Genomic DNA, 21,354 nt, shown 5'->3' on the forward strand with positions numbered 1-21,354 from the left:
TGGCTCCCTTTGCGCCTCTTGGCGGCAATGCCGCACCCCCGACTTAAGCCACACGCACCCGGCGAGGACCCGGTGCGAGAGTAGGGCTTCCGCCAACGTCCTGGAGATGCCGCATGACCACTCGCCGCGACCTGCTCAAACTCGGCGCGCTGACCGCCGCCGCAACCGCACTGCCAGCGCTTGCGGCGCAGTCCACGGTACCGGTAACCCGTGCGGCCAGGCCGCTGCGCATCCTGATCCTGGGCGGCACCGGCTTCACCGGTCCGTTCCAGGTCAACTACGCGCTTGCGCGCGGACACAAGGTGACGCTGTTCAATCGCGGCAAGCGTCCTTCGCCGGAATGGCCGGGCGAAGTGGAGCAGTTGCATGGCGACCGCAATACCGGCGACCTGAAATCGCTCGAGGGCCGGAAGTGGGATGTCTGCATCGACAATCCGACCAGTTTGCCGTTCTGGGTGCGGGATGCGGGCAAGGCATTGAAGGGCAATGTGGGGCAGTATCTTTTCATTTCCACCATCTCCACTTATGCCGACGGCAGCAAGCCGGGCATCACCGAAGACGCCGCGCTGGCTCCTTACAAGGGCAAGGATGCGATGGCCGAAACCCAGGAGACGCTGCGCGCCGACATAGAAAACCTGTACGGCCCGCTGAAAGCGCTGAGCGAAGCGGAGGTGCGCAAACAGTTCGGCGAACGCAGCACCATCGTGCGTCCGGGCTATATCGTCGGCCCGCGCGACGAAACCGACCGTTTCACCTACTGGCCGCTGCGGGTGGCGCAAGGCGGGCAGATGCTGGTGCCGGGCGACCGCGACGATCCGGTGCAGATCATCGATGGTCGCGATCTGGGCGAATGGATGGTGCGGCTGGCCGAAGCGGGCACCTACGGCACCTTCAACGCGGTAGGCCCCGATTACACCCTGGGCATGGACGCGATGCTGCATGGCTGCCAGGCGGTCACCGGCGGCGGGGTCGAGTTCACCCGTGTGCCGCTGGCGTTCGTGGAAGAGAACAAGGTCGAGTTCCCTATCTGGGTGCCTTCGCACGACAACCCCTATGCGGGCTATGGGCAGGTCAGCAATGCGCGCGCGATCAAGGCCGGTTTGACCTTCCGCCCGCTGGCGACGACGGTGACCGACTTGCTGGCGTGGTTCCGCAGTCTGCCGGCCGAGCGCCAGGCGACGGTGAAGGCCGGCATCACCCGCGAGCAGGAGACCAAGCTGCTGCAGGCCTGGCAGGCACGCAAGGGCGCATAGGTCCGACGCCCATCGGTGTCGCCGGCAAATACGGGCGCGTGCCAGAGAAATGGCACGACGCCCTTTCCCGGCGTAAGGTAGCGGACAGCCCTGGGGAGGGCTTCTGTCGACCGACAATCGCCTGGGGGGCGTCGCGATGATCAAGCCGTTCGGAAACAACGTGAGCTCGGTGCTGGCGCAGCCCGACTTCCATAACGTCGCCAGCGACGCCTTCGACCGCGGCCAGACCTTGCCGCAAATGCTCATCGCCGCCTGCCAGCGCCATGCCGGACGGCCTGCGTTCACCAATCTGGGCCACACCCTGAGCTTCGCCGACGTCGAACGCATGAGCGACGATCTGGCCAGCTACCTGCGCAACGGCCTGCGGCTGGAGGCGGGCGAGCGCGTGGCCATCATGCTGCCCAACCTGCTGCAATACCCCGTGGCCGTACTGGGAACGCTGCGCGCCGATCTGGTCGCGGTGCTGGTCAATCCGCTCTACACGGCACGCGAGCTGCGGCACCAGCTGGTAGATTCCGGCGCCGCGGCGCTGATCGTGCTGGACAACTTCGGGTCGGTGGCCGCCGAGGCGCTGCAAGACACGGCCGTGCGGCACGTCATCACCACGCGCGTCGGCGACATGCTGCCATGGCCGAAGTCGCTGCTGGTGGACACCGTGCTGAAGCACGTCAAGAAAATGATCCCGCCATTCCGTATTCCCATGGCGTTGCGCTGGCCCCGGGCACTGGCCGAAGGCAAGCGCCTGCCGCGCGTGCAGGCCATGGCCAAGGCAAGCGACACGGCGCAACTGCAATACACCGGCGGCACCACCGGGATATCCAAGGGCGCCGTGCTGGCGCATACCGCGCTGATCGCCAATGTGGCTTCGGCCGAGCAATGTTTCGGCCATTGCCTGGATCCGGAAAAAGACGTGGTGATGATCTGCCTGCCGATGTACCACATCGCCGCCTACAGCAACCTCACCTTCGACATGGCGCATGGCTTCCATTCGGTGCTGGTCACCAATCCGCGCGACATTCCGGCGTTGGTGGCCACTTTCGACAAGGTAAAGCCGGCGTTCTTCTCCGGCGTGAACACGCTGTACGACGCGCTGCTGAATTCTCCGGACTTCGCCAACCTGGATTTTTCGGGCCTGAAGCTGTGCCTGCAGGGCGGCACCGCCTTGCGCCGCGGCACCGCCGAACGCTGGAAGGCGTTGACGGGCAAGGACGTGGTGGAAGGCTACGGTTTGTCCGAGACCAGCGCGGCGATCACCTACAACCGCTGGGACGCGCCCAATCCGGTGGGCTCCATCGGCCTGGCGCTGGCCGATGTGGAAATCAGCCTGCGCGACGAAAGCGGCAACCCGGTTGCGCTCGGCGAACCGGGCGAACTATGCGCGCGCGGCCCGCACATGACCACCGGCTACTGGCAGCGGCCGGCGGAAACGCGCGAGGCCTTCTTCGACGGAGGCTGGTTCCGCACCGGCGACATCGCCAAGGCGGATGGGCAGGGTTACTACTTCCTGCTGGACCGCCGCAAGGACATGATCCTGGTGTCGGGCTTCAATGTGTTCCCCAACGAGGTGGAAGACGTGGTGTCGATGCATCCCGGCGTGCTGGAAGCGGCCGTGGTCGGCATGCCGGACGAGAAGTGCGGGGAGGCCGTGCGCCTGATCGTGGTGCGCAAGGATCCGGACTTGAGCGAGGACGATCTGCGCGCGCATTGCCGCAAGTACCTGACCGGCTACAAGCAACCCACGCGGATCGAATTCCGCGACAACCTGCCTAAAACGGCGGTCGGCAAGATATTGCGAAGAGAGCTGCGCTAGCGGAGCCGCCCGACGGGCGGCAACGTAAATAATTCACAGTCGGACGGCAGCCACTGCGGTTGCGGTTCCCCATAAATAAAGCTTTGCGGACTTGGGATATGCTTCCAGGCCAATGGCTGGAGCGAAGGAGATATGCGAGCCATGCCCGCAGAGCGCGCCGACACCCTGTCCCCCGAACTGCTTTCGCAGCTGGCGCAGTGCGGGGATGCCAAGTGGTATGCGCGGAACCAGATGCTGATCGTGGAAGGCGAGGTATCGGACGCGCTCTACATACTCATCGCCGGGCAGCTCAAGGTGTTCACTCAGGACAGCAAAGGCCGCGAGCTGGTCTACAACATCCTGCAGCCCGGCGAATTCTTCGGCGAACTTTTCCTGGACGGCGGCTTGAGGTCGGCATCGGTGAAGGCAGTGGTGGATTCGCAGTGCATCGTTATCGATGAGTTGGCGATCCGCGGTTTCATGAAGACCTATCCGGAGTTCGCCGAATGCCTGGTCTACAAGCTGATAGCGCGACTGCGCCATGCCACCCAGTTGAGCAAGAGCCTGGCGTTGCACGACGTTTACGAGCGAACGGTCGACCTGTTGAATCAGGTCGCATTGAACGAGCCGGGCGACATCCGCATCGTACCCTCGAGCATGACCCAGCAGGAGATCGCCGACCGGGTGGGCGCCACGCGGGAGATGATCAACCACATCCTCCGCGATTTGACGCGCGGAGGATTTCTGGCGAGAGACGAAAAGAAGCGCCTGGTCTTCACGAAAATGCTGCCGAAGCGCTGGTGAGCCCGATCGCGCTTATTGCTTGCCCAGCCAATGGTCCACCGGCTGCGGCCGTCCGAACAGATAGCCCTGGCCGTAGTCGCATCCCATCGTGGCCAATACCTCGCGCTGGTGCGGCGTCTCGATACCCTCGGCTACGATCTCCACGCCCAGCGCGTGGCCCAGGGCCAGGATCGCCCCGATCACCGCGGAACTGCGCGGCGATGTCCCGGTTTCGAACGGAGCGATGAAACTGCGGTCGATCTTGATCATCTTCAACGGGAAGCGCTGCACGTGGCCGAGCGAGGAATGGCCGGTGCCGAAATCGTCGAGCGCGGCTTCGATCTTGGCCTCGCGCAGCCGCTGCAGCACGGCGACCATCGCCTCCGGATCGCCGAGCAGAGTGCCCTCGGTCACTTCCAGGCGCAGGTGCATGGGGTCGAAGCCGATTTCCGTGGTCAGTTCCAGCATCCGCGTGTCGAAATCTTCCTGCTGGAACAGGCGCGGCGAGACGTTGAGGGTGATGTAGCCGCCCTCGCGCACCAACCCCTGGCCGCATTCCAGTGCCAGCCGGAACATGCGCCAATCGATCGCCTGGATCAGCCCGCTGTCTTCGGCCACCTGCAGGAACTCGCCGGGCGCCAGAATCCCGCGTTGAGGGTGTTGCCAGCGCAGCAACGCCTCGTAGCCGACCACCGTCTCATCGGCCAGCCGCACCAATGGCTGGAAGTAGGGGGTGAACTCGTCGTTGAGCAGCGCTTCGCGCAAGGACTGTTCCAGGTCCAGTACGCCTATCGCGGTGCGCTGCATGGCGTGGTCGAACAACACGAAGCGGTTGCGCCCCGCGTCTTTTGCGCGGTACAGGGCCAGATCGGCGTCGTGCAGTATGCGGTCGGTGGAGTCGTAGCTGTCGTCGATGATGGCGATGCCCATGCTGACCGAAATCTGCAGTTCCCGATCGCCCGCGGTCATCGCCGGCCGCATCGACTGCAGCACGCGCTGCGCTATCTTGGAGACGGTTTCCGGTATCTGGACCTGCTCGATCAGGATCGCGAACTCGTCGCCGGCCAGGCGCGCGACCATATCCGGCTCGCGCACGCAGCTCGCGAGGCGCCGGGCGACTTCCTTGAGCACTTCGTCGCCGGCCAGATGCCCCAGGCTGTCGTTGACCACCTTGAAGCGATCGACGTCGATGTACAGCAGTCCCAGGCGTTGGCCCGGGTCGCGGGCCAAACGGGCGATGCCGCGCTCCAGGCGATGGCGCAGATGGACGCGATTGGGCAATTTGGTCAGCGCATCGTGCATGACCTGGTGCTGCAGCTGCGCTTCGATTTGTTCGCGTACGACGATCTGTTCGCGCAATTCGCCGGTCCGCTCTTCCACCCTCTGCTCCAGCGAGGCGTTGGCCTGCTTCAGGGCATCGGCGGCCTTGTGGCGCTGGATGCTGCTGGCGAGCTGGTAGGACACGAAAGTCAGCAATTCCGCGTCGCGTTCGTCGAAACCGACATCCGAGTCGTAGCTCTGCACCGCGACCACGCCTATCGGGCCTTCCGCGCCCAGCAGGGGGGCGCCCAGCCACATCAGCGTCGGCTTGACCATCATTTCCGGTTCGATTTCCCCGGCTTCGAGCAAGGCTTGCGCACGCGCGCCGTCGACCAACAGCGGCTTGCCGGTGCGCAGGATGTATTCGGTCAGGCCGCGCCGGTGCGAGCGCGCTTTCCAATCGCGTTCGTGCCGGTCCCTGGCGTAAGGGAACGAGACGGTGGCGCCGTCGTCGGAAGCCAGCGCGATGTAGAAATTCTCGGCATCGATGAGCTCGCCGACGATGGCGTGCACGTGATGGTAGAAGTGTTCGTTGGTGTCCTCGACATTGGTGAGCGCGGCTATCTGGTAGAGGGCCGCCTGCAGGCGCTCGCCGCGTTCGCGCTCCACCACCTCGCGCCGCAGCTCGAAATTGGTTTCGGCCAGCTGCCGCGTGCGTTCCTCGACCCTGCGCTCCAGTTCCTCTTGAGTGGTCTTGCGCTCCAGCGCGGTGAGTACGTGCTCGGCCACGAACGCCAGCAGGCTCATCTCGGCCGTGGTGTACTGCGTTCCTTCGAGGTAGCTCTGCACGACCAGCGCCCCGCGGACCTGCCCTTCGCGCATCATCGGCACGCCCAGCCAGTCGCTGCTGTCGGCGCCGTGCAGACGCAACGGACCGGACACCTGCTTGCGTAGCTGCTCGCTCGAGCCCATCAGCGGCTTGCGGTCGCGGACCAGGTACCAGGTCAGTCCGCGTTCGATCTGCGCCAGCGGGATTTCCACATCGGGGTCCAGTTCCTGTGTGTCCACTACATCGGCGAAATACAGGAAACGCAGACTGTCGTGCCCGCTGTCGTACAGGGCGATATAGAAGTTCTCCGCGTACATCAGGCCGGAAACGATGCGGTGCAGGCCGCGCAGCATGTCGGGCATGTCCAGGTCGGAGCCGGCCATGTCGGCGATCGCATACAGCGAGCGCTGCAGCATTTCGGCCTGTTCCAGACGCAACACGCTTTGCTGCATGCCCAGCACCGTCAGCAGCTCGCGCAGGCGGCGCGCAACCGGCTCCAGCAGTTCGGGGCAGCCGGCCGGGCAATGCAGCACCGCCGCAATCTGGTCGCCGTCGTCGTGAAGAATGCGCAGATGCTCCGGAGGCACGCCGCCGGTTCGCGTAGTGGCCACTGCGTCCACGGCTTCGACCAGGGTGGCATCGTCGGGTGCGGCAGGATGGCAGGCGATATCGCGTGGCCAGCGCGTCGACCACAGTACGGTGGCGCGGCGATCGGTCCGCAGCAGTATTTCGATGGCCTCGGCTGGCGTGGCGGCGTACAGCAGGCGGCTGGCCGCCTCTTCCATTCCCACGGAAACGACCGCCGCATCCCCGGCTTTCGCCTTGCTTAACCGCGGTATGGTCATTGCATCCTTTCCCCTGGCCTGATGGAGCTGCGGCCGTTGTCGTCGCAAGCGCCCGTCGCGGGGGAAAGACGGCGCTGTATTCGGTGACGGACAGGGACGAGCACGCCGTAATGCTACGGGTAGCCCGCTGCACATACCGTGACGGCATTCGCCTTAAGCGCCGGGCGGCTAAAGAGGGAGAATGCGGGTTTCCCGGGGAAAACCCGTGCGCCAGGGATTGGATTCGGCGCTTCCGCGGAACGATTCCGAGCTGTGGCGCAGACAGTCCGGCGCCGGGTGATTCGCTTCGATCAACGAGAGCCGGAAACGAATCGGCCGGGTACCGCATGCAGCGCTACGTTCAACCGGTCCACCACCATGGCCCAGTCGGCATCGTCCTGGCGCTCCTCGCGCAGGAGTTGCGACTGCGCGGGCGACCAGAACGGCGCGTCTTCCAGGCGCATGCCGTCGGGCATCGGCGAGTGGGTGGCGATGAAGCGCTGGATACTGGCGCTGGATACTGGCGCTGTCGCTGGCCAGGCCCAATTGGGCGAATAGTTCGGAGAACGGGTGCACGGTCGGTTCCATGGCGCTGCTCGATATGGCGGAAACAGCAGCCTATCGGCGTACGGGTTAAGCCGCAGCGATGCGAGTTCCGCCGCTTATTCCAGCGTATAGCTGAAATCGTAGGAGTGCTTGCCGCCCTCGATGACGATGCGCATCGATCCGGACAAACCTTCCAGCGCACCGGTCCCGGACTCGGGAACCACGGTGACCGTCCATTCCTGCGGCGTGCCCTGGACCATCAGCGCGCGATGCACCATGACGAAACTGCCGCTGCGCCCGTGCAGGGTGCCGGTTATCTTCTCGAGGGCCACGTAGGCGCCGGACTTCGAACCGTCTCCCGAGGCCAGCATTTCGCCTTGACCGCTGGCTTCCAGATCGCCGTGGAAACGCTTGTCCAGGGACAGGCGGCCAAGCCCGGAAGCCTGGGCCGGCGGATTGTCCGCGGTTTGCGGTTGAACCTTGACTTCGAAGGTACCGAGGGCTTGCATGGGAACGGACTCCGTATTGGTTTGCGCTGCTGCCGGCAGGCAGCAACTGCAGGCGAGCAGCAACGGGGCAAAGGCTTTCATGGGAAACTCAAGCGGGGCGAGATGCCGATGAGAGCATGGCGAAAGTGCCGACGATTGTAAAAACGCGACCCGCGTGCGCACAGCCGGGGGGCGAGCCGATGAATTCCGGAGTAGGCAAGGCTCGGGGTGTGCTGCGTTCGGCGCCGGGGCCCGGCGTTTTCCACCATGCGCGCTTGCCGCCGCCGCCCGTGCTGGCCACGGTGATCCAGCACTTCTGGATCGTGCGCTGGGATTTGCGTGGATGTCCTGCGCAAACCCGCGAAACTTTGCCGCACCCCAACGCGCACCTGGTGCTGGAGGCCGGCCAGGCGCGCGTGCACGGCGTCCATACCGGCCGCTTCATCAGCGTGCTCGAAGGGCAGGGCGTGGTGTTCGGGGTGAAGTTCCGCCCTGGCGGTTTCCGCCCGTTCCTGCGGGAGCCGTTGTCGGCCTTGCGCAACCGCAGCGTATCGTTGCGGGAACTGTTCGGCGCCGAGGGCGACCGTTTGGGCCCGGCCGTGCTTTCGCAACAGGACGATGCGGCGATGGTGGCGGTAGCCGTCGATTTTCTTACCCCGCATTTGCCGCCAGTCGGCGAGGAAGTGGAGCGCGTAGGACGGATCGTCGACGGGATCGCGAGGGACCGCAGCGTCAACACCCTCGACGACTTGGTGGCGCAATGGCGGACAGGCAAGCGCGCGTTGCAGCGGATATTCAACGAATACGTGGGCGTCGGACCCAAATGGGTGATCAGCCGGTACCGCATGCACGAAGCGCTGGAGCGCATGGAGCAGGACGATGGGCTTGAATGGGCACGATTGGCGCTGGAGTTGGGCTATTTCGATCAGGCGCATTTCATCCGCGACTTCAAAGCCCTGGTGGGGTGTCCGCCCGCCGAATACTGGCGCCGCTACCGTGACGGTTGACGCTGTCCGCACAGCGTCGCGCGGCGCGGAGGACGTTTGCAGCAGCCTTCCGGGGACAGCGACGTTTTTGCTTGAACGCCACGCTTGCGTTAGCGTGGCGCTCTTGCGGGAAAAATGGGCTTGGGAATGAAGGCAAGGCATCGTAAGGCCGATCAGGCACCGCAGATGGCACCGTGCGGCGCCGATGTGAAAAACGCGTGAGCGTGCGCCGGGGTTCGCCCATTCCCATGCAGGACTCGCTGGCCGGCATGGAAGCCAGGTCCGAAACCGGCAGCCTGTTCTTTTGCGTATTTCCGGAACCGGCAGCCCGGGAAGCGATCGTCGCCGAGGCCGACGCCCTGCGCGTCGAGCATTCGCTGATCGGTCCCGCCATCAAGCCCAACCGGTTGCACGCCACGCTGCACTATCTTGGCGAGCACCTGATCGATCGCGCCGACATAGTGGATGCTGCGACGACGGCAGCGTCGCGGGTCAGGCACGCGCCGTTCGAAGTCACTCTGGCGCGCGCCTCCAGCTTCTCCACGCGCAACGACAAGCATCCTTGCGTATTGCTGTGCCCGGAGGAGCGCCCGCCGATCCACGGATTGTGGCGCGAGCTCAGCAACCGCCTGATGGCCGGCGGATTCGGACGCTATCTGAAACGGGAGTTCACTCCGCACGTCACGGTGCTGTACGACACGCGCGTGCTGACTCCGCATGCGATCGAACCGATCCGCTGGCAGGCGCGCGATTTCGCGCTGGTGCGCAGCTTGCAGGGCGAGTATGAAGTGATCGGCAGCTGGCCGTTGCGCGCGTCATAGGCCGCCGGTCGCGCGCAGGCCGTCCAGCATCGTCCGGTATTGCGCAAGCGCCGCCTCGTCCTTGCCCGAGGCCAGCGCCAGCGCGCGCTGCAGTGCGCGGCGGGCGCTGCGCTGATTTCCCGCCTGCGCATAGGCGCGGGCCAGGCCATGGTAGAACCGGTGTTCGCCGGCATGCAGGCGGATCGCGCGCTGATAGCGCTTGATGGCCGAGGCGTAATCGCCCTGTTGTTCGAATTGCATGGCGAGCATGAACTGGTGGAAAGGATCTCGCGATTGCAGTTTGTCCAGCCGGCGCCGGAACTGTGCTTCGCGTTCATGGTCGCCGCTGCGCTTGTACAGGGAGATCAGATTGAACAGGGCGCTGGAGTGTTCGGGGGCCAGCGACAGCGCCGTGGCGTAGGCCTGTTCCGCGCCCTCCATATCGCCGCTGTGCAGACGCAGCACGCCGGTGTTGCTCCAGGTAGTGGGGTAGGCCGGGTCCAGCCCGATGGAGATATCGGCATGGGCCAGTGCGGCGGAAAGATCGCCCAGAACCAGCAGCTGGGCGGCGCGGTTGTTGTAGTACTGGGCCAGCAGGCGCTGTTCGCCGATGGGATGGGCCGGATGGCGTCCGATCACGAAACTGCTGCCCACATCCACCACATAGCGCTGCGCGCCGAGACGCACTGCGGCATTGACGTGGTTGCTGCGGTAGACCACGTCGTTGCGCTGCTGCCAGGCCAGCGTTTCGTCGATCTCCTGCGGGTATGCGTCCAGTCCGGCTTCGCGCGCCAGAGCCAGGAACACCAAGGTGTAGGTGAGGCAGTTGGCCTGCCGGCTGAGGTAGGCCTGTTCCACTGTCTGGGTAGCGTCGTCGTGGTATTCCAGGCGCAGCCCGTCCTGGCTGATCGACATCAGCTCGATCAGCCGCCGCAGACGTTGCGAATGGTTGCGGCCCGGTGCATTGACCCGCTCCTGCACCAGAGCGCGAAGCGCGGGCGGCACCGCCATGATCTGCGCGGGGTCGGGCGGAACATGGTCCGGACGGGCATGCTCCGGACGGGCGTGCTCCGGACGGGCGTGCTCCGGACGGGCGTGCTCCGGACGGGCATGTTCGCTCGTCGGAGCAGACAGCGCCAACGCCGCCGCAAGCGCCCAGCCGATCATCGCCGACCCTCCCACAGCAAGCGGCCGATGCCGCTCGCAGCGAGTCTAGACCTTAGCCGGCGCGGATACCTGTGCGTAATCGGTCGGCCTGCGGCACGGCGCGATTGCCCGATGTCGCGCCGTCACCATATCGTTCATTCCGGCGGGGCTATTCTCGCCCGAACGTACCGCAACAGGAGGCCGCCATGGCTACCGGCTGGGCAGGCGACGGCGCCGTGCAGGACCAGATCGACGCCACCGTGAAAGACGGCATCAAGCGCGCCCGCAGCCAACTGCCGCAGGGACCGAGCTTGAGCCACTGCGAGGAATGCGACACGCCCATCCCCGAGGCACGGCGCAAGGCGGTGCCGGGCGTGCGCCTGTGCGTTCCCTGCCAGGAAGCGCATGACCAAGAGCAGGGCGCGCAAAGCGGCTACAACCGCCGCGGCAGCAAGGACAGCCAGCTGCGTTGAGCCGCCAATCCGCGAGGGCGCGGTTGAAGGAAGCGGCGGCTAACGATTAGGCTGGCTGCCATGCCTACCTCAATGATCATCGTCGACGACTTCCTGGACAACGCACAAGCCTTGCGGGAAGCCTCGCTGCGGCTGACCTATCCGCCGCAAGAGGGCATGTTTCCCGGCCGCAATTCGGTGGAGCGGATCGACATCGAAGGACTCGCGCAACAGGTTTCCCGGCTGGTGGGCGAACCGCTGGAAGCGATGCCGCCGCCGCAGGCGCACGCCAAAAGCCGCATCACCCTGGCTGCGGACAAGGGCAAGGCGAAGGTGCATGTGGATGCGGCGCACTGGTCGGGCATCCTTTATCTCAGCCGCCCGCAGGACTGCCAGGGCGGCACCGAATTCTTCCGCCACCGTGCCACCAACACCGATCGGGCGCCGTACGACGATCGCGAAGCGGCGGCGCTCGGGTACTCGTCCGCCAAGGGTATGGTGGATGAGATCCTGGAGAGAGACGGCACCGACGACTCGAAGTGGGAAATGACCCAGTGCGTACCCATGCGCTTCAACCGCCTGCTGCTGTTGCGTCCGTGGCTGTGGCATACGGCAGGCGCGAACTTCGGCGATACCCTGGAAAACGGGCGGCTGGTCTACCTGATGTTCTTCGCCTCTTCCCAGCGCTGAGGCCAAGCACGCGCATGAGAAACGCCCGGCAGCGCCGGGCGTTTTCGTTTCCATCGTCGCGCCGCGATCGACAACAAGCCTGTTACGGCAGGTACTCCACGCGCAGTTTCGCGGAGGCGCCCTTGTCTATCCACAAGTAGTTGGTGGATGTGGAATTGCCGCTGAAGCGCAGGCGCAACTGGGTGCGGCCGCCACGGTTGATCGCGGACAGGCCGGGGCTGGCGAACGCGTTGCTGGTCTGGCTGCCGCCGCTGAAGCTCAGCAGCTGCGCCACCGCGCTCGCGCTGGCGGCTGCCGCATAGTCGCCGGTCTCGATGGCGCACGCGCCGAAACAGCCGTTGTTCACGTCCACCACCAGCGTGTTGCCGGCGGGGTTGCCCCACGGATTTCCCGAAGCGCTGCGATACGCCACCGTGACCGTGGCCGACACGATGGTCGCGCCGTCGGGCAGCGACGAAGTATCGAACGACAGCAGGCTGCGGTTGAACTTGCCGTCGGTACCGCGTCCCAGGGCGAGCCCGGAATAGGATTCCAGCGTGCCCACCGCCGGCGCGCTGCCGTCGGCATTGGCCTTCACGTAGCCGTCGTTTGCGTCTTCGTTGGAGAACTCCGCCAGCAGCGGCGTACCGCCGCCGGAGCCTTCCAGTACGTTCACCGCAACCGTGGCCGATGTGCCCACGTTGTCCACCAGGTCGAAGGCGCGCGCCTGCAGCGTGTGATTGCCGGTACTGGCGGTGGCCGAGTTCCAGCCGATCGAGTACGGCGCGCCGGTGTCGCTGCCCAGCAGCGTACCGTCCAGCAGGAATTCCACGCGGTCCACGCCGATGTCGTCGCTGGCCGTTGCGCTGACCGTGACCGTGCCGCTGACGCTGGCTCCGTTCGCAGGCGCGGTAAGGCTGACGGTAGGCGCGTTGCCGTCCAGGTTGTCCAGGCTCCAGAAGTGGCCGATGTAGTAACTGGAGCACAGGTTCACATCGAGGATGTAGGCGCCTGCCGTACCGCACTGGGTTTCGCCGGTACCCGGATCGACCGGCGTGCCGTGGCCCATGCCGGTGATGGCGTAGGTCTCCACGCGCGGTGTACCGCCCGCGTCCTTGTAGACCCTGTGCGGAAATCCGCCCACCGTGTCGCTGACGTCCGCGGTCTGATCGATACCGTGCACGTTGGTCCACTGCTGCATGCTTTCGGTCAGGTTGGCCGGACGCACCACGTAGTCGCTGTCGCCGTGCCAGATCGAGACGATAGGCCAAGGACCGGTGTGGCTGCTGGCCGCGCGTACTTTGTCGCCCCACTGCGCCGGGGTGAGGTCGGTGCCCGGATTCATGCAGCCGAATGCCGCCGACTGGCTAGTGGCGCAACGGTAAGGCAGGCCGGCGACGATGGCGCCGCCTGCGAAGACTTCGGGATATGCGGCCAGCATCACCGCGGTCATCGCGCCGCCGGCCGAAAGCCCGGTGACGTAGACGCGCGCCGGGTGGCTGCCGTGATCGGCCTGCATGCGGTCGACCATCTGCTTGATCGACAGTGCTTCGCCGGATCCGCGCGCGGTGTCGCCGGCCTCGAACCAGTTGAAGCAGGTGCTGGAATTGTTGGCGCTCTGCTGCTGCGGCAGCAGCAGTGCGAACTGCCAGCGCTGCGCCAGCATTTGCCAGCCGGTCTCCGCGTCGTAGCTGGCCGCGCTCTGCGAACATCCGTGCATTGCCACCACCAGCGGCGCGTTGGCAGGCAGGCCGGGCGGTACGTACTTGAACATGCGCAGGTTGCCGGGATTGCTGCCAAAGCCGGTGACTTCGGTTTGGGCGAAGGCGGGCAGGCACAGCAGTCCGGCCACGGCCAGGAAAATTGCGGCTTGCCAGCGCAGCATGCGTGTACGCGGACCGCGGCGAGAAAGAAGCGGTATGCAGTCGGACAGGACGGACATGTGTTCGATTCCTTGTGGACGACGGGCAAACCGCAGTAGCGCACGCACCCGGAGGCCTCGCCATTGTCCAAAGGGGTAAGCTGCGCCGCACCATCGCCATGCGCACTTTGCATGGATCCGCGTGAGCGTCGTACGGGCAACAAGAAAACGCCCGGCATTGGCCGGGCGCTTCCATTTTCCAACTCGTGCAGGCGATCAATCGATCAGTTGCAGCCCCACGATCACCGCCAGGATGCCGGCCAGAATGGCGTAGTTGCCATCGCTGCCGCGGTGGCCGTAGCGATAGCGGCCGTAGTAGCCGTCTTCGTAGCCGCGTTGGAAGCCCTGGCGGAAGTAGTAGTTGTATTGGCCCTGGTCGATGTAATAGCCGTTGTAACCATAGTTGGCGTCTTCATAGGCATAGCTGTTGCGGTAGTCGCTGCGCCAGCCGTCCATACGGTCGGCGCGACCGGCGTTGAGTCCTTCCCGGTAACCGTAGTTCACGGCCTGGCGCAGCAGGTCGCCGCCATAGCGGTTGGTTTGGTACCAGCGTCCGCCATAGGAATAGCGATAGCTGGCCGGGGTGTAGTAGTACGGGTCGTTGTAGTAGTTGTAGTTGCGCGAGCTGAAGCGGATCTGCTGCTGGCGCAGACGGTCGTAGTACTGCTGCTGGTAGCGGTACTGCGAGTTGCGGCGCTGGTCGCGCAGCTGGCGGGCGTAGCGCTGTTCCCAGTCGTTGCGGTTGCTGTAGCGCCGGCGTTCCTCCTGTTGGAAGCGCTCGGCGCGCTGGCGCTCCTCGCGGATGCGACGCTCCTGCACTTCGCGGCTCAGGCGGTTCTGCTCGTTACGGCGGTCGTCATCGCGGCGATCGTCGCGGCGACCAGGCTGGTTGCCGCCCATGACGCGTGCAGGTTGGCCGGAGGCCTGACGCTGTAGCTGCTGGCTGGCGGCGTCGTCGCGGGCCGCCTGTTGGCGCAGGTCGCCATCGCGTCGTTGTTCGCGGATGCGCTCGCCTTGGCGCGCAGCCTGCTGGCGCTGCAGCTGTTCGCGCTGGGCGTTCTGGCGAGCTTCGTTCTGCTGGCGCAAGGCACGCTGTCGGTCTTCGTCGCGGCGCTCCAATTGCTGACGCTCGCCTTGGCGCGCGGCCTGCTGGCGCTGCAGCTGTTCGCGCTGCGCGTTCTGGCGGGCTTCGTTCTGCTGGCGCAGGGCGCGCTGTTGGTCTTCGTTGCGGCGCTGCAACTGCTGACGCTCGCCTTGGCGCGCGGCTTGCTGGCGGGCAGCCTGCTCGCGTTGGATGTCGTTGCGGCGTTCCAGCTGCTGGCGTTCGTTCTGGCGCGCGGCCTGCTGACGGGCGGCTTGTTCGCGTTGAATCTGCTCGCGCTGGCTGTTCTGCTGGCGCATGCCCTGCTCGCGCTGCTGTTCCTGGCGGCGCTCCTGCTGCTGGGCGGCCTGCTGTTGGGCGGCCTGCTGCTGGACGGCGCTCCGACGCGCTTCCATCTGCTGGCGCTGGGCGTCGTTGCCGCGCTCGACCTGCTGGCGTTCGCCCTGACGCTGGGCCTGTTGCTGGCGGGCCTGCTCCTGGCGTGCTTCGGCCTGCTGGCGGCGCTGGTCGGCGCGGGCTTTGTTGTCGCTCTGTTCTTTGTCTTCGCGGTCGTCTCGATCCTGCGCGGTGGCGGCCGCACCCATGCCGAGGGCGAGGGCGGCGCCTAGCGCAACGGACCAAAGCGTCTGTTGGCGGGGAGAGAATTTCATGTCGGTTTCCTGTTCGGACTACCAACGGTGTAGTTGGCCTGCGCGTAGTTGGCGGCCGACGCTATGAATGGATTCTGAGGCCGTCCGGCGCCGTTTAGCCGGCAGAAGGCGTAACCGGTTACAGATTGGAATCTAATTTGGAACAGCGCGTTTTGCCCCAGCCATGCGCTATTCGCGCAACCACTACAACGTCAGCAGCGCACGCAGCCGATCCCATGCCTGCAGCCATCGCAACGGCATCTGCTGCACGCAGCGCAGAGCGCCGCTACGCAACAGGCAGGCGTTGGTGCTGATGGGCACGGTTTGTTGCGCGGTGCTTGCCGGAGCCAGAGCCTGAGGCGAACCCTGCGTGGCGCTGCCGGTGCCCGGACGCGCAGGCAGCGGACCGGACATGACCCGTGCGTCGTCGGAAACGATCGTGCCGGTGGCCTGCGCATCGGCCAGCGCGGCTCCGACGGCTCCGCTGAGGTTGACGGTGAAGGCCTCGTTGGGTTCGCGCTGTTGGTCGCCGTTGACCGTGACCACGAAGGTCCGGCTGGTCTGCCCGGCGGCTATGGTTTCGCCGGCCAGCGAACGGGCTACGTAATCGCTCCCCGCCGTGGCCGTGCCGTTGGCGGTGGCGATGTTGTAGCTGACCGCTGTAGTGGATACACGCGAAAGGCTGACGGTGAAGCTCATCGCCACGGTGCCGCTGGCGCCTTCGGTGACCGACGCATCGCCGATGGAGAGACTCAGCGGCGCCGCATTCACGGTAACCGTGCTGGTGCGGGTGACGCCCGCGTAGGTCGCCGACAAGGTACCGGAGGCCGTGGTGTCCGAGGCGGCCGTGGCGATCGGGAACGTGGCGCTGCTGGCGCCCTGCGCCACGGTGACGCTGGCCGGCACGGAGAAGGCGCTACTGGCGCTGCTCAACGCGATCTGCGCGCCGCCGCTGGGCGCGGCGGAGGTGAGCGTGACCGTGCCGGTGGCCGCCTGGCCGCCAGTCACCGGGTTGGGCGAAGCGCTGACCGCGCTGAGCGCGGCGGTGGCCACGGCCGGTTTCCAGCCCAGCTGGATCACTTCGAAATCGCTGGCTTTGAGGGTGGCGAACGCGGGGTTGAGCGTGCCGTTGTTCCAGCGCACGTCGAAAGTGCCGGAGATATACAGGTCCGACCCGTTGTCGACCATGATCAGGCCGTACTTCTGCATGGCACGGAAGATCTTGCGCGATATCGGATCGGTAGTGCGCAATGCCGGATCCGCGCCGCCGACATTGGTCTTCAGGCGCAGGCGCGCGCCCATGGGCAGCGCGCCGGAAGTGCTGCCGGCACTGTGCGAGGCCGGGTACACATGGCCGTTGCTGGCGCGCAGAGTGACGCGCAGGGCATGGGTGATTTCCGGTACGGCCGCATTGGCCGCTTCGTCATAGCGCACCAGGCCTGGGAAGATCGCCAAGCCCGAGGCATCGGCCGAAGTCCAGCCTTCCGGGCGGCGGCCATTGGTGTTCAAATCGAAGAACGCGCCCGAACCGGCGTACCAGCGATTCTGCGAGGCGTTGTAGTAGACGTTGTAGAGCTCGTAGAGATGGCGGTTGGTGCAGTCGATCATCAGCAGGTGGCGGTCGGAACTGCCGCGTTGATCGACGTTGCCGGGCGCACCACCTTCCACCCAGTGGACCTGGCTGATGGCCTGGGCGGGAATGGGGTAGAACGCCACGCCATTGCCGTCGCTTTCATCGTCGTAGTCGAAGGTGACGGTCTGCTTGGGCTGCGAGCCATCGACGACGGCGTAGGGAAAGCCGTAGATGTTGGTGCTGCCGGGCGACTCTTCGCCTCCGAAGTCGGGGTGCAGCGCGCGGGTGGCGCCGATGAAGGAAATGTAGCTGGCCGAGGACGCGTCGACGGGCGCCGTACTGATGTCCGTATTCCACCAGTTGTCGGCGGGAAATACCGGCGCGGCCACCGGCGCGCCCTGTACCGGGACGGTGGCGGGGCAGGATTGGCCGAAGGCCACGGGGAGAACGGCGAGGAGCAACAGGGGGGAGGCAAGCCATCGGCACAACCACGAACGGCGCATGCGCATCTACTTCATCGACTACAGGGCCCGGCGATGGTCGGGGCCGGGCCAAGGGGAGTCAAACGCCGCCACAGGGGTTTTCTAGCTGAATTGGCGCTATGCGAGACGCAGGCCACATAAAGCGCTAAATGCGAGGTGAACGCCCGGGATCGCCCTGCCGTCACTTGGCGGAACGCGCCGTTTGGACCAGGGCATGCCACGATTCCGCGGCCGCCCGATGCATTGCCTTGCAGCTTGAATCACAATGCCCCGGGTGCCGGCGCCGGCGGCACCGCAAAAACACCGACAATTCCGGCCGAGGATTTCATATGCGTGGTTTCGTCCTGGCTTGCGGCCTGCTGTTGCTGGCGACGGCCGATCCGTGTCCGGCGCTGGCGCAGGACGCCGCTGCCCCGTCGGCCCGTTATTCCGGCGGCGACGGGCTGACGCTCAAGAAAGCCGTGGTGATTGCCGGCGTAGGTAGCGTCAGCGAAGGCATGGCCGCCGAACAGGAATGGATACGCATCCACTATCCCGGTGCGGTGATCGAATCGAAGGGAAGGGTGGTCGGCCCGCCGCATTACGACGTGATCACGCTGAAGCTGGCCAGCGGCTCCCGTGTGGACCTGCATTTCGATATCACCGGTTTCTTCGTGGAATGAAGAGGAACCGGCTTCTGGAAGTTGGAGCGATCTGGCGATGCAGATGATTTCATGGAGCGATTTCGAGAAAGTCGAGTTGCGCGTAGGCAGGGTCGTTGCCGCTGAGCCATTCCCGCAGGCGCGCAGGCCGGCCTATGTGCTGCAGATAGATTTCGGCGAGGAGATCGGCACGCGCAAGTCGAGCGCGCAGATTACCGCGCTGTACCGGCCGGAAGACCTGGTGGGCAGGCAGGTGGTGGCCGTGATCAACTTCCCCAGCAAGCAGATCGGGCCGTTGATGTCGGAATGCCTGGTGACCGGCTTCCACGATGCGAACGGCGAGGTGGTTCTATGCGTGCCGGATCGCGATGTACCGTTGGGGACCAAGCTATTGTGACGATGCTGGCGAATGGGGAATTCGCATGAGCCAAAGCAGCTTCGAAGCAACGGACGGCACCGGTCGCTTCCGCCTGTCCGGTGCTTGGCGTTTCCAGCAGGTGGCGCAGGCAATCGGCGCGGCAATTGCCAAAGCGGACCAACTGGCCCGCCTTCACGCGCACGAACTTCTTTTTCACCGCTTCGGGACCGAACCATGAATTCTCATCGACCTGCATTGTTCCTGCTACTTTGCGCAGCGCTGTCCCTGCTGGGTCTCGCCGCTCCGGCTGCGTATTGCCAGCAAACGATCGCAACCGCTTTTGCGCAAGGCAGGACTGTCGATACGGTAGGGGCGGTGCTGGCGCCGCGCGACCGCGTCGATCCCGAGAACCGCATGCTGCAGGAGCGGCTGGATACGTTGCTGCCGCAACTGATGAAAGAAGCGGAGCTGGATATGTGGCTGGTCATCGCCCGCGAATACGCGGAGGACCCGGTCTACTTCACCCTGGTGCCGCAACCCAGCCACGCGGCGCGGCGCACGACCATGCTGGTGTTCGATAGACAGCCGGATGGCAGCGTCAAGCGTTTGTCGATCAACCGTTATCCGTTCGGCGCGCCCTACGAATCGGCATGGTCGGGCGGCGACCTGGAGGCGCAGTGGAAGGCGCTGGGCGAACTGATCACTAGACGCGATCCGAAGCGCATCGGCATCAATGTTTCCGCGCAGTGGCCGGTCGCCGATGGCCTGACCCACGGCCTGCACGAGCGATTGCGCGCCGTGCTGCCGCAAGGCTATGACGAGCGCCTGGTATCGGCCGAAAAGCTGGTCGTTCGCTGGCTGGAAACCCGCAGCGCCTCAGAACGGGCGGCTTATCCGCATATCGTGTCGCTGGCACGCGCGGTGATCGGCGAAGCGTTCTCCAGCAAGGTGATCACGCCGGGCGTCACCAGTACCGACGATGTGGCCTGGTACATCCGCCAGCGTTTCGAATCGCTGGGCCTGCCGATCTGGTTCATGCCCGACGTCAATTTGCAGCGCATGGGCACGGCGTGCGCCGACGATGCGCCGTTCTGCGGCGAGGAGGGCTTGATCCAACCCGGCGATGTGCTCCACACCGATGTCGGCATCTGCTACCTCAAGCTCTGCACCGACACTCAGGAAATGGGCTACGTCGTGCGTACAGGCGAGCGCGATGTGCCAGACGGATTGCGCAAGGCGATGGCTACAGGCAATCGCTGGCAGGATCTGCTGGCCGCCAATTTCGCCGTTGGCCGCACCGGCAACCAGGTATTGGAGAAGACCCGGCGCGAAGCGGAAGCGGCGGGCATCGTATCTTCCATCTACTCGCACCCGGTGGGCTTCTTTGGCCACGCCCCCGGGCCGACCATCGGCATGTGGGACAACCAGGATGCTACCGCGGGGCAGGGCGACTGGCCTTTGTACGCGATGACGGCGTACGCCATCGAGGGAAACATCAAGGCCCGGCTGCCCGAATGGCAAGGCCAGAACGTGCAGATCAAGCTGGAGCAGACCGCGTTGTTCGATGGTCGGCGGGTGGAATATCTGGCGGGACGGCAAACGCAATGGCATGTGGTCCGTTGACCGGTGCCGCTGGCGATATAGTGTCCGCATAAGCCCTGGCTGGAGCCGAAATGTCCGCGCCGCTGACGCTGCCCACATTGATGTTGTCCGAGCTGGAAGCGGCATACGCCACGCCGCCGCGCGCGTACCACAACTTCGGGCATGTGCAGGAAGTGCTGCACCGTTTCGCCGAGGTGACCGCGGGACCGGGCTGGGCGCAACCTGCCGAGGTCTATCTTGCGGCGCTGTACCACGACGCCATTTATGAAGCCGGGCGCAAGGACAACGAGGCGCGTTCGGCCGATCTGGCGATGGCGAAAATCGCGCAGTGGCTGCCGGAACACGGGGTCGACACGCTGCGCGTCGCCGAGTTGATCGATCTCACCGCACGCCACGGCCAGTTCTCGCCGGCGGATTTCGGTGACGACGGTTTTTCGCTGGATACCCGCCACTTCCTGGATTGCGACATGGCGATCCTGGGCGCGGAACCTGCCGTGTTCGATGCGTACGACGCCGGCATCGCGGAGGAATACCGGGGCCATGTGCCCGGATTCCTGTTCAGGCTCAACCGCAAACGATTCCTGAAGGGATTGCTCGCCCGCGAACGCATCTATCTGAGCGACTGGTTCCATCAGCGTTACGACGCCGCGGCGCGAGCGAATCTGCGGCGCGCGATCGACCGTTAGGCGGGGCTGCCGCCGCAATCGAGGTGGGTCAGGTACAGGCGCAGGTCGAACTCCAGTTGATGGTAGTCCGGCGCCATGTGCGCGCATAGTTGATAGAACGGTTTGTTGTGCTCGCTTTCCTTCAGGTGCGCCAGTTCGTGCGCCACGATCATTTTTAGGAAATCCGCCGGGGCGTCGCGGAAAACGGTGGCGATGCGGATTTCGCGGCTGGCCTTCAAGCGACTGCCCTGCACGCGCGATACGGTGGTGTGGGTGCCCAGCGCGTGCTTCACCACCTGCAGCTTGCTGTCGTAGACGACCTTGCTGAGCGGTTCGGCCTTGCGCAAGTAGCGGTCCTTCATTTCCACGGTGTATTCGTACAGCTGGCGGTCGTTGCGCACGGCGTGTCCCTGGCCGTATTTATCGGCGAGGACCGCGCCCAGCCGGTCCTGCTCGATCATCGCGCGTACCCGCATCTGCAGGTCTTCGGGATATCCAGCCAGGTATTTGAGCGGTTGCATGGTGCAACCATACCGGTTCCCGGCGTTACAGTAAG

At 65.2% G+C, this 21,354-nt stretch carries 20 protein-coding genes and 1 pseudogene; 13 read left to right on the forward strand and 8 right to left on the reverse strand.

Features of this window, described 5'->3' with window-relative positions:
- Window positions 1–113 precede the first annotated feature (113 nt).
- The 3 genes from BLR66_RS01730 to BLR66_RS01740 all read left to right on the forward strand — a co-directional run bounded on the left by BLR66_RS01730 (window position 114) and on the right by BLR66_RS01740 (window position 3,846).
- Window positions 114–1,253, forward strand: a complete 1,140-nt coding sequence (locus BLR66_RS01730) for an SDR family oxidoreductase (protein ID WP_093279907.1) — start codon at window positions 114–116, stop codon at window positions 1,251–1,253.
- A 136-nt stretch (window positions 1,254–1,389) separates the two neighbouring features.
- A complete protein-coding gene (locus tag BLR66_RS01735; protein WP_093279908.1) occupies window positions 1,390–3,063 on the forward strand; it encodes an AMP-binding protein in 1,674 nt (557 codons plus the stop codon).
- Between the two features lie 141 nt (window positions 3,064–3,204).
- Entirely contained in the window at window positions 3,205–3,846 is a 642-nt protein-coding gene (locus BLR66_RS01740; RefSeq protein ID WP_176943727.1) for a Crp/Fnr family transcriptional regulator, read from the forward strand.
- A gap of 12 nt (window positions 3,847–3,858) precedes the next feature.
- Here the strand turns inward: BLR66_RS01740 and BLR66_RS01745 are convergent, their stop codons facing one another.
- The 3 genes and pseudogenes from BLR66_RS01745 to BLR66_RS01755 form a co-directional block, all read right to left on the reverse strand.
- Entirely contained in the window at window positions 3,859–6,759 is a 2,901-nt protein-coding gene (locus BLR66_RS01745) for a bifunctional diguanylate cyclase/phosphodiesterase (RefSeq protein WP_093279910.1), read from the reverse strand.
- A gap of 290 nt (window positions 6,760–7,049) precedes the next feature.
- A pseudogene (locus tag BLR66_RS01750) lies at window positions 7,050–7,326 on the reverse strand (DUF2789 domain-containing protein).
- 74 nt (window positions 7,327–7,400) lie between these two features.
- Window positions 7,401–7,874: a DUF3224 domain-containing protein gene (locus BLR66_RS01755; protein WP_343123910.1), complete on the reverse strand. Its 474-nt coding sequence runs from the start codon at window positions 7,872–7,874 to the stop codon at window positions 7,401–7,403.
- Window positions 7,875–7,972: 98 nt separating this feature from the next.
- Here BLR66_RS01755 and BLR66_RS01760 point away from each other — a divergent pair, with 98 nt between their 5' ends.
- Complete coding sequence (locus BLR66_RS01760) at window positions 7,973–8,779, forward strand: helix-turn-helix domain-containing protein (protein ID WP_093279912.1); 807 nt, start codon at window positions 7,973–7,975, stop codon at window positions 8,777–8,779.
- 197 nt (window positions 8,780–8,976) lie between these two features.
- Window positions 8,977–9,579: a 2'-5' RNA ligase family protein gene (locus tag BLR66_RS01765; RefSeq protein WP_143014524.1), complete on the forward strand. Its 603-nt coding sequence runs from the start codon at window positions 8,977–8,979 to the stop codon at window positions 9,577–9,579.
- Here the strand turns inward: BLR66_RS01765 and BLR66_RS01770 are convergent.
- Entirely contained in the window at window positions 9,574–10,725 is a 1,152-nt protein-coding gene (locus tag BLR66_RS01770; RefSeq protein ID WP_093279914.1) for a tetratricopeptide repeat protein, read from the reverse strand. The genes BLR66_RS01765 and BLR66_RS01770 overlap by 6 nt on opposite strands.
- A gap of 185 nt (window positions 10,726–10,910) precedes the next feature.
- On the opposite strand from BLR66_RS01770, the gene BLR66_RS01775 reads away from it, so the two are divergent.
- Both BLR66_RS01775 and BLR66_RS01780 read left to right on the forward strand, forming a co-directional pair.
- Window positions 10,911–11,177, forward strand: a complete 267-nt coding sequence (locus BLR66_RS01775) for a DksA/TraR family C4-type zinc finger protein (protein ID WP_093279915.1) — start codon at window positions 10,911–10,913, stop codon at window positions 11,175–11,177.
- Window positions 11,178–11,237: 60 nt separating this feature from the next.
- Entirely contained in the window at window positions 11,238–11,846 is a 609-nt protein-coding gene (locus BLR66_RS01780) for a DUF6445 family protein (protein WP_093279916.1), read from the forward strand.
- Window positions 11,847–11,928: 82 nt separating this feature from the next.
- Here BLR66_RS01780 and BLR66_RS01785 read toward each other — a convergent pair whose 3' ends face one another.
- Together BLR66_RS01785 and BLR66_RS01790 are read right to left on the reverse strand one after the other, a co-directional pair.
- Window positions 11,929–13,710, reverse strand: a complete 1,782-nt coding sequence (locus BLR66_RS01785) for an extracellular catalytic domain type 1 short-chain-length polyhydroxyalkanoate depolymerase (protein WP_218119585.1) — start codon at window positions 13,708–13,710, stop codon at window positions 11,929–11,931.
- A 252-nt stretch (window positions 13,711–13,962) separates the two neighbouring features.
- On the reverse strand, window positions 13,963–14,832 hold the full coding sequence (locus BLR66_RS01790) for a hypothetical protein (protein ID WP_093279918.1): 870 nt from the start codon (window positions 14,830–14,832) through the stop codon (window positions 13,963–13,965).
- On the opposite strand from BLR66_RS01790, the gene BLR66_RS01795 reads away from it, so the two are divergent.
- Entirely contained in the window at window positions 14,761–15,456 is a 696-nt protein-coding gene (locus tag BLR66_RS01795) for a hypothetical protein (protein ID WP_143014525.1), read from the forward strand. The genes BLR66_RS01790 and BLR66_RS01795 overlap by 72 nt on opposite strands.
- 225 nt (window positions 15,457–15,681) lie before the next feature.
- On the opposite strand, the gene BLR66_RS01800 is transcribed toward BLR66_RS01795, so the two are convergent.
- Window positions 15,682–17,553: a Calx-beta domain-containing protein gene (locus BLR66_RS01800; RefSeq protein WP_143014526.1), complete on the reverse strand. Its 1,872-nt coding sequence runs from the start codon at window positions 17,551–17,553 to the stop codon at window positions 15,682–15,684.
- Between the two features lie 308 nt (window positions 17,554–17,861).
- On the opposite strand from BLR66_RS01800, the gene BLR66_RS01805 reads away from it, so the two are divergent.
- From BLR66_RS01805 to BLR66_RS01820, 5 genes are read left to right on the forward strand one after another with little or no spacing between them, the layout of a single operon-like run.
- Window positions 17,862–18,194, forward strand: a complete 333-nt coding sequence (locus tag BLR66_RS01805; RefSeq protein ID WP_093279921.1) for a hypothetical protein — start codon at window positions 17,862–17,864, stop codon at window positions 18,192–18,194.
- A gap of 37 nt (window positions 18,195–18,231) precedes the next feature.
- Window positions 18,232–18,570: a tRNA-binding protein gene (locus BLR66_RS01810; RefSeq protein ID WP_093279922.1), complete on the forward strand. Its 339-nt coding sequence runs from the start codon at window positions 18,232–18,234 to the stop codon at window positions 18,568–18,570.
- Window positions 18,571–18,595: 25 nt separating this feature from the next.
- Entirely contained in the window at window positions 18,596–18,769 is a 174-nt protein-coding gene (locus BLR66_RS19080) for a hypothetical protein (RefSeq protein WP_176943728.1), read from the forward strand.
- Window positions 18,766–20,154, forward strand: coding sequence for a M24 family metallopeptidase (locus BLR66_RS01815; RefSeq protein ID WP_093279923.1), 1,389 nt, complete (start codon window positions 18,766–18,768; stop codon window positions 20,152–20,154). The genes BLR66_RS19080 and BLR66_RS01815 overlap by 4 nt, the downstream gene beginning before the upstream one ends.
- Window positions 20,155–20,204: 50 nt before the next feature.
- Window positions 20,205–20,819 carry an HD domain-containing protein gene (locus BLR66_RS01820; RefSeq protein ID WP_093279924.1) on the forward strand — a complete coding sequence of 205 codons (615 nt, stop codon included), beginning with the start codon at window positions 20,205–20,207 and terminating at the stop codon, window positions 20,817–20,819.
- Here BLR66_RS01820 and BLR66_RS01825 read toward each other — a convergent pair.
- Window positions 20,816–21,319, reverse strand: coding sequence for a M48 family metallopeptidase (locus BLR66_RS01825; protein ID WP_093279925.1), 504 nt, complete (start codon window positions 21,317–21,319; stop codon window positions 20,816–20,818). The two genes, BLR66_RS01820 and BLR66_RS01825, sit on opposite strands and share 4 nt — an antisense overlap.
- Window positions 21,320–21,354 lie beyond the last annotated feature (35 nt).

This window comes from Pseudoxanthomonas sp. CF125, from assembly GCF_900104085.1.
In the GTDB taxonomy this organism is placed as follows: Bacteria; Pseudomonadota; Gammaproteobacteria; order Xanthomonadales; family Xanthomonadaceae; genus Pseudoxanthomonas_A.

Bases quoted from the DNA above. Each gene is read 5' to 3' on its own strand.
- BLR66_RS01745 (WP_093279910.1), bottom strand. From the start codon at position 6,759: ATGACCATACCGCGGTTAAGCAAGGCGAAAGCCGGGGATGCGGCGGTC.
- BLR66_RS01775 (WP_093279915.1), top strand. From the start codon at position 10,911: ATGGCTACCGGCTGGGCAGGCGACGGCGCCGTGCAGGACCAGATCGAC.
- BLR66_RS01815 (WP_093279923.1), top strand. From the start codon at position 18,766: ATGAATTCTCATCGACCTGCATTGTTCCTGCTACTTTGCGCAGCGCTG.
- BLR66_RS01785 (WP_218119585.1), bottom strand. From the start codon at position 13,710: ATGCTGCGCTGGCAAGCCGCAATTTTCCTGGCCGTGGCCGGACTGCTG.
- BLR66_RS01810 (WP_093279922.1), top strand. From the start codon at position 18,232: ATGCAGATGATTTCATGGAGCGATTTCGAGAAAGTCGAGTTGCGCGTA.
- BLR66_RS01730 (WP_093279907.1), top strand. From the start codon at position 114: ATGACCACTCGCCGCGACCTGCTCAAACTCGGCGCGCTGACCGCCGCC.
- BLR66_RS01820 (WP_093279924.1), top strand. From the start codon at position 20,205: ATGTCCGCGCCGCTGACGCTGCCCACATTGATGTTGTCCGAGCTGGAA.
- BLR66_RS01735 (WP_093279908.1), top strand. From the start codon at position 1,390: ATGATCAAGCCGTTCGGAAACAACGTGAGCTCGGTGCTGGCGCAGCCC.
- BLR66_RS01800 (WP_143014526.1), bottom strand. From the start codon at position 17,553: ATGCGCCGTTCGTGGTTGTGCCGATGGCTTGCCTCCCCCCTGTTGCTC.
- BLR66_RS01780 (WP_093279916.1), top strand. From the start codon at position 11,238: ATGCCTACCTCAATGATCATCGTCGACGACTTCCTGGACAACGCACAA.
- BLR66_RS19080 (WP_176943728.1), top strand. From the start codon at position 18,596: ATGAGCCAAAGCAGCTTCGAAGCAACGGACGGCACCGGTCGCTTCCGC.
- BLR66_RS01825 (WP_093279925.1), bottom strand. From the start codon at position 21,319: ATGCAACCGCTCAAATACCTGGCTGGATATCCCGAAGACCTGCAGATG.
- BLR66_RS01760 (WP_093279912.1), top strand. From the start codon at position 7,973: ATGAATTCCGGAGTAGGCAAGGCTCGGGGTGTGCTGCGTTCGGCGCCG.
- BLR66_RS01805 (WP_093279921.1), top strand. From the start codon at position 17,862: ATGCGTGGTTTCGTCCTGGCTTGCGGCCTGCTGTTGCTGGCGACGGCC.
- BLR66_RS01755 (WP_343123910.1), bottom strand. From the start codon at position 7,874: ATGAAAGCCTTTGCCCCGTTGCTGCTCGCCTGCAGTTGCTGCCTGCCG.
- BLR66_RS01740 (WP_176943727.1), top strand. From the start codon at position 3,205: ATGCCCGCAGAGCGCGCCGACACCCTGTCCCCCGAACTGCTTTCGCAG.
- BLR66_RS01770 (WP_093279914.1), bottom strand. From the start codon at position 10,725: ATGATCGGCTGGGCGCTTGCGGCGGCGTTGGCGCTGTCTGCTCCGACG.